Source organism: Mesorhizobium sp. P5_C1 (genome assembly GCF_054049815.1).
The window spans coordinates 1-5,793 of sequence record NZ_JBFULQ010000367.1 but is presented as its reverse complement, the minus strand read 5'-3'; the positions used below and the strand labels follow the sequence as shown (position 1 = coordinate 5,793).

Annotated in this window: 11 protein-coding genes; all 11 read right to left on the bottom strand. The window is 61.8% G+C overall.

Annotation, left to right across the window (positions count from 1 at the left end):
• The coding region (gene secY / locus ACXJ7R_RS23265) for a preprotein translocase subunit SecY (protein WP_457153891.1) at positions 1–1,195 on the bottom strand (1,195 nt) is incomplete at its 3' end.
• A 183-nt stretch (positions 1,196–1,378) separates the two neighbouring features.
• Positions 1,379–1,852 carry a 50S ribosomal protein L15 gene (gene rplO, locus ACXJ7R_RS23260; protein ID WP_027028844.1) on the bottom strand — a complete coding sequence of 158 codons (474 nt, stop codon included), beginning with the start codon at positions 1,850–1,852 and terminating at the stop codon, positions 1,379–1,381.
• A gap of 22 nt (positions 1,853–1,874) precedes the next feature.
• Complete coding sequence (gene rpmD / locus ACXJ7R_RS23255; RefSeq protein ID WP_457153890.1) at positions 1,875–2,072, bottom strand: 50S ribosomal protein L30; 198 nt, start codon at positions 2,070–2,072, stop codon at positions 1,875–1,877.
• A gap of 24 nt (positions 2,073–2,096) precedes the next feature.
• Entirely contained in the window at positions 2,097–2,660 is a 564-nt protein-coding gene (rpsE, locus tag ACXJ7R_RS23250; protein ID WP_006333394.1) for a 30S ribosomal protein S5, read from the bottom strand.
• 87 nt (positions 2,661–2,747) lie between these two features.
• Positions 2,748–3,107 (bottom strand): 50S ribosomal protein L18, encoded by a 360-nt coding sequence (gene rplR, locus ACXJ7R_RS23245; RefSeq protein WP_023757972.1) that lies wholly within the window; start codon positions 3,105–3,107, stop codon positions 2,748–2,750.
• Positions 3,108–3,247: 140 nt separating this feature from the next.
• Positions 3,248–3,781, bottom strand: a complete 534-nt coding sequence (rplF, locus tag ACXJ7R_RS23240; RefSeq protein WP_095089683.1) for a 50S ribosomal protein L6 — start codon at positions 3,779–3,781, stop codon at positions 3,248–3,250.
• A gap of 90 nt (positions 3,782–3,871) precedes the next feature.
• Entirely contained in the window at positions 3,872–4,270 is a 399-nt protein-coding gene (gene rpsH, locus ACXJ7R_RS23235) for a 30S ribosomal protein S8 (protein ID WP_006205453.1), read from the bottom strand.
• A 12-nt stretch (positions 4,271–4,282) separates the two neighbouring features.
• Positions 4,283–4,588, bottom strand: coding sequence for a 30S ribosomal protein S14 (gene rpsN / locus ACXJ7R_RS23230; protein ID WP_013895695.1), 306 nt, complete (start codon positions 4,586–4,588; stop codon positions 4,283–4,285).
• A 27-nt stretch (positions 4,589–4,615) separates the two neighbouring features.
• Positions 4,616–5,215, bottom strand: coding sequence for a 50S ribosomal protein L5 (gene rplE, locus ACXJ7R_RS23225; protein ID WP_095089681.1), 600 nt, complete (start codon positions 5,213–5,215; stop codon positions 4,616–4,618).
• Positions 5,208–5,522, bottom strand: a complete 315-nt coding sequence (gene rplX / locus ACXJ7R_RS23220) for a 50S ribosomal protein L24 (protein ID WP_013531428.1) — start codon at positions 5,520–5,522, stop codon at positions 5,208–5,210. The genes rplE and rplX overlap by 8 nt, the downstream gene beginning before the upstream one ends.
• Positions 5,523–5,534: 12 nt before the next feature.
• Positions 5,535–5,793 (bottom strand): 50S ribosomal protein L14 (gene rplN / locus ACXJ7R_RS23215; protein WP_457153889.1); only part of this gene is annotated, 259 nt, incomplete at its 5' end.

The window sequence follows — 5,793 nt, the reverse complement described above, 5'->3', positions numbered from 1 at the left end:
GTACGCCAGTCGCCGAGATCAGGAACTCCGGCAGCAAGCACACCAGCACCAGATAGATGGCGCCGACGACGGTGATGCGGGTGAGAACGTAGTCGATGTAATCGGCGGTGCGCTCGCCCGGACGATAGCCCGGGATGAACCCCGAATGCTTCTTGAGCTGGTCGGCGGTGTCCTTCGGGTTGAAGACAATCGCAGTGTAGAAGAAGGCGAAGAACACAATCATCGCCGCGTAGAATGCCATGTAGAGCGGCTGGCCGTGGCCGAGCGACGCCAGCACGGTGCTGGCCCAGGCCGGCATGTTGGTCGTCTGCGAGAAGCCGGCGACGGTGGCCGGCAGCAACAGCAGCGACGACGCGAAGATCGGCGGAATGACGCCTGACGTGTTGAGCTTCAGCGGCAGATGCGAGGTATCGCCCTGGAACATGCGGTTGCCGACCTGGCGCTTCGGATACTGGATCAGCAAGCGGCGCTGGGCGCGCTCGAAGAACACGATCAAGGCGATGACGACAACGGCCAGCACGATGATCGCCAGGATCAGGCCGGTCGACAGCGCGCCGGTACGGCCAAGCTCCAGCGTGCCGGAGATGGCATGCGGCAGGCCGGCGACGATCCCGGAGAAGATGATCAKCGAGATGCCGTTGCCGATGCCGCGGSYGGTGATCTGYTCGCCCAGCCASAKCAGGAACATSGTGCCGCCGACCAGGGTGACGACGGTCGAGATACGGAAGAACATGCCGGGATCGCTGACGATGCCGTTGCCGCCCTCCAGGCCGACCGAAATGCCATAGGCCTGAACCAGCGCAAGCAGCACGGTGCCGTAGCGCGTGTATTGGTTGATGACCTTGCGGCCCTGTTCGCCTTCCTTCTTCAGCGCTTCCAGCGACGGGATAACCGACGTCATCAGCTGCATGATGATGGAGGCGGAGATGTAAGGCATGATGCCGAGCGCAAAGATCGCCATGCGCTGCACGGCGCCGCCGGCGAACATGTTGAACATGCCGAGCACGCCCTTGCTCTGCGATGAGAAGGCCTGAGCGAAGGCGTCGGGATTGATGCCGGGAAGCGGAATATAGGTGCCGAGGCGATAGACAAGCAACGCGCCGATGGTGAACCAGATGCGTTTCTTCAGGTCCTCCGCTTTGGCGAAGGCCGAGAAATTCAGATTCGAGGCTAGTTGTTCAGCAGCCGAAGCCATGCCTGATTCTCCGCTTGGTAACGCTTGATGGCCCTTGAGCTCAGGCGGCGCGTTTCACCGAAGCTCACGAGATAAGCTCCGGGCTCTAAACATGCAAGCGGCCGCGTTGACGCGGCCGCCTAATTGAGCAGATCAAAGCACGATCGTGAGCAAAACGGATCCCGCTCGCGCTTCAAATTGCCGTTACTCGGCAGCTGCCTTTTCCGGCAACTTGACCGAGCCGCCGGCCTTCTCGATCTTCTCGATCGCGGCCTTGGAGGCGCCGGCGACGTCAAAGGCGAGCTTCGCCTTGATCTCGCCGTCCGAGAGGATGCGCACGCCGTCCTTGACGCGGCGGATTACGCCGGCAGCGACCAGCGATTCAGCCGTCACGGTTGCCTTGGCGTCGAGCTTCTTGGCGTCGATGGCCACCTGGATACGGGCCAGCGAGACGACGGTGAAGCTCTTGGCGAAGATGTTGTTGAAGCCACGCTTCGGCAGACGCCTGTAGAGCGGCATCTGGCCACCCTCGAAGCCGTTGATGGCGACACCGGAGCGCGCCTTCTGGCCCTTGACGCCGCGACCGCCGGTCTTGCCGGAGCCGGAGCCGATGCCACGGCCGAGACGCTTCTTGGAGTGCGTCGCGCCGTCCTTGTCACGCAGATCGTTGAGTTTCATCTGGGTTCTCCTGCGCTCTGGCTCAGCCCTCGTCCACGACGCGGACGAGATGCTGGACGGCAGCGATCATGCCGCGCACGGAGGGTGTATCTTCCAGCGTGCGCTGCTTGTGCATCTTGTTGAGGCCGAGCCCGACCAGCGTCGCGCRCTGTTCCTTCGGGCGGCGGATCGGCGAGCCGATCTGCTCAACGGTGACGGTCTTTGTTGCTTTCTTGGCCATGGTCAAAATCCCTGGTCAGATCGACTATTCTTCAGCCGCAACGGCGGTGCCGCGGCGGGCCTGAAGGGTCGAATACTTGATGCCACGAGCAGCAGCTACATCCTTGGGATGCATCTGGCTCTTCAGCGCGTCGAAGGTGGCGCGAACCATGTTGTAGGGGTTCGACGAACCCATCGACTTGGCGACCACGTCATGCATGCCGAGCGTCTCGAAGACGGCGCGCATCGGGCCACCGGCGATGATGCCGGTACCTTGCTTGGCAGCGCGCAGCAGAACGCGTCCAGCGCCCCAGCGGCCTTCGACGTCGTGGTGCAGCGTACGACCCGAGCGCAGCGGCACGAAGATCATGTCGCGCTTGGCCGATTCAGTTGCCTTGCGGATAGCTTCCGGCACTTCGCGCGCCTTGCCGTGACCAAAGCCGACACGGCCCTTCTGGTCGCCGACGACGACGAGTGCTGCAAAACCAAAGCGACGGCCGCCCTTGACGACCTTCGCGACGCGGTTGATGTGGACGAGCTTGTCCACCATGCCGTCATCGCGTTCTTCACGATCGCGGCCGCGGCCGCCATCCCTACGTTCCTGTGCCATATCCTGTTCCTTGTTTTTTTCCGGAAGCACGGTTGCTGATAAGATCCGGCGCCGCTGTGGAGTCACCGGGGGCGAAATTCCTTAGATTTAGAAGCTCAGACCACCTTCACGGGCGGCCTCGGCGAGCGCCTTGACGCGGCCGTGATAGATGTAGGCGCCGCGGTCGAAGACGACTTCCTTGACACCGGCCTTGGTGGCGCGCTCGGCGATCAGCTTGCCGATCGCGGCGGCAGCGGCAGTGTCGGCGCCGGTCTTGAGCGAACCCTTGAGGTCCTTCTCAAGCGTCGAGGCAGCGACGATGGTGTGGCCCTTGGCGTCGTCGATGACCTGCACATAGATGTTCTTCGACGTGCGGTGAACCGACAGACGCGGACGCTCGCCGGCGACCTTCTTGATCTGGCGACGGACGCGCTGCGCACGGCGCTGCGTGGATTCCTTGGTACCCATGATAGTCTTCCTTGCCTTCAAAAAACGGGGGCCGCCATATGCGGTAGGCGAAAGCGCCTCCCGCGACCGCTCCCCGCGGCGTTACACTTCTTTGGCTTGGCCCTTTCCGAAAAGTCTGCAACTTTTCGGGGCCATGCCCACTACTTCTTCTTGCCTTCCTTGCGGACGATCTTCTCGCCAGCGTAGCGGACGCCCTTGCCCTTGTAGGGCTCGGGACCACGGTATTCGCGGATCTCGGCGGCAACCTGGCCGACCTGCTGCTTATCGATGCCGGTCACGGTGATTTCCGTCGGCTTCGGCACAGCGATCGTGATGCCCGCCGGCGTCTCGTAGACGACGTCATGGCTGAAGCCAAGTGCCAGCTGCAGGTTCTTGCCCTGCATGGCGGCGCGATAGCCGACGCCGGTGATCTCGAGCTTCTTCTCGAAGCCGTCCTTCACACCCTGCAGGATGTTGACGATCTGCGTGCGCGACATGCCCCACTTGGAGCGCGCCGTCTTGGTCTGGTCGCGCGGCTGGACAGCGATCTCGCTACCTTCCATCTTGACCAGCACTTCTTCGTTCACCACGAACTTCAGCTCGCCCTTGGGGCCCTTCGCCGTCACGGTCTGGCCGTTGACGGTCGCGGTCACGCCCTGCGGCAGCGAAACGGGTTTCTTTCCAATACGAGACATTTTGTTGTCCTCGTCACTTCTCTTGTTTCAGGTCTCTGTCTTCGGGCATGACCCCGAAGACCGGATTCCAATTTTTCCGATCACGCCAGATCAGAAGATCTGGCAGAGGATTTCACCACCGACGTTCTGTTCACGCGCTTCGTGGTCGGCCATCACGCCCTTCGGTGTCGAAAGGATGGCGATGCCGAGGCCGTTGGCGACGTGCGGAATCGACTTGGCCGAAACGTAGACGCGGCGGCCAGGCTTCGAAACGCGGGCGATTTCGCGCACGACGGGTGCGCCGTCGAAATACTTCAGCTCGATCTCGATTTCGGACTTGCCGTTGTCGAAGTCGGTCTGGCTGTAATCGCGGATATAGCCTTCAGCCTTCAGCACGTCGAGGACGCGGGTACGCAGGCGCGAGGCCGGCGTCGAGACGCTCGACTTCTTGCGGCCGTAGGCGTTGCGGATGCGGGTCAGCATATCGCCGAGAGGATCGCTCAATGACATGTTATGTCCTCCTTACCAGCTCGACTTGACCAGGCCCGGGATCTGGCCGTTGTTGCCGAGATCACGGAGCGCGATGCGCGATACTTTGAGCTTGCGATAGTAGGCGCGCGGACGGCCGGTGACTTCGCAGCGGTTGCGGATGCGGATCTTGGCCGAGTTGCGCGGCATGGCGGCAAGCTTGAGCTGAGCGCGGAAACGCTCTTCCATCGGCTTGGACTGGTCCATGATGATCGCCTTCAGCGCAGCGCGCTTGGGACCGTACTGGTCGGCAAGCTTGCGGCGCCTGTTGTTCTTCTCGACTGAGCTGGTCTTTGCCATTTCAGATTTTTCCTTTTCTCGCTGCCGTTACTGGCGGAAGGGGAAGTTGAAAGCCTTGAGCAAAGCCCTGGCTTCGTCGTCCGTCTTCGCAGTCGTACAAACGATGACGTCCATGCCCCAGATCTGATCAACCTTGTCGTAGTTGATCTCCGGGAACACGATGTGTTCCTTGATGCCCATGGCGTAGTTGCCACGGCCATCGAAGCTCTTCGGATTGAGCCCGCGGAAGTCGCGGACGCGTGGCAGTGCGATGTTCACGAGGCGGTCGAGGAACTCGTACATGCGTTCCTTGCGTAGCGTGACCTTGGCGCCGATCGGCATCTTCTCGCGGACCTTGAAGCCGGCGATGGAGTTGCGGGCGCGGGTGACGACGGCCTTCTGGCCGGCGATCATCGCCAGGTCTTCGGCCGCGATCGAAGGCTTCTTCGAATCGCCGGTCGCTTCGCCAACGCCCATGTTCAGCACGATCTTGTCGATGCGCGGAACCTGCATCTCGTTGTCGTAGCCGAACTGCTCCTGCAGCGCCTTGCGGATGGTCTCGTTGTAGACCTGCTTGAGGCGCGGCGTGTTCTGAGCCTTGGACTGCTTGCTTTCAGCCTTGGGCTTCGTGGTTTGAGCCTTAGCCATTGATGACTTCTCCCGAGCGCTTGGCGACGCGCACCTTCTTGCCGTCCTTCTGGAAGATGAAGCCGACGCGGGTCGGCTTGCCATCCTTAGGGTCGGCCAGCGCGATGTTCGACAGCTGGATCGGCGCTTCCTTGGTGATGATCCCGCCCTCTTGGGACTGGGACTGCTTCTGGTGACGACGGATCATGTTGACGCCGCGCACCAGCGCGGTGTCTTCCTTCGGCTGAACCGAGAGGACTTCGCCCGAACGGCCCTTGTCCTTGCCGGCCAGCACGACGACCTTGTCGCCTTTTCTAATCTTTTGCATTGGTCCGGCTCCTTACAGCACTTCTGGCGCGAGCGAGATGATCTTCATGTGGTTCTTGGCGCGAAGTTCGCGCGGAACCGGTCCGAAGATACGCGTGCCGATCGGCTCTTTCTTGTTGTCGACGAGAACGGCTGCGTTCTTGTCGAAACGGATCACGCTGCCGTCCGGGCGGCGGATGTCCTTGGCCGTGCGAACCACGACCGCCTTCATCACATCGCCCTTCTTCACGCGGCCGCGCGGGATGGCTTCCTTGATCGACACCACGATGATG

Excerpts from the sequence above, each read along its gene's own strand:
- rplO (WP_027028844.1), bottom strand. The coding sequence starts at position 1,852 with ATGAAACTCAACGATCTGCGTGACAAGGACGGCGCGACGCACTCCAAG.
- rpsE (WP_006333394.1), bottom strand. The coding sequence starts at position 2,660 with ATGGCACAGGAACGTAGGGATGGCGGCCGCGGCCGCGATCGTGAAGAA.
- rplR (WP_023757972.1), bottom strand. The coding sequence starts at position 3,107 with ATGGGTACCAAGGAATCCACGCAGCGCCGTGCGCAGCGCGTCCGTCGC.
- rplF (WP_095089683.1), bottom strand. The coding sequence starts at position 3,781 with ATGTCTCGTATTGGAAAGAAACCCGTTTCGCTGCCGCAGGGCGTGACC.
- rpsH (WP_006205453.1), bottom strand. The coding sequence starts at position 4,270 with ATGTCATTGAGCGATCCTCTCGGCGATATGCTGACCCGCATCCGCAAC.
- rpsN (WP_013895695.1), bottom strand. The coding sequence starts at position 4,588 with ATGGCAAAGACCAGCTCAGTCGAGAAGAACAACAGGCGCCGCAAGCTT.
- rplE (WP_095089681.1), bottom strand. The coding sequence starts at position 5,215 with ATGGCTAAGGCTCAAACCACGAAGCCCAAGGCTGAAAGCAAGCAGTCC.
- rplX (WP_013531428.1), bottom strand. The coding sequence starts at position 5,522 with ATGCAAAAGATTAGAAAAGGCGACAAGGTCGTCGTGCTGGCCGGCAAG.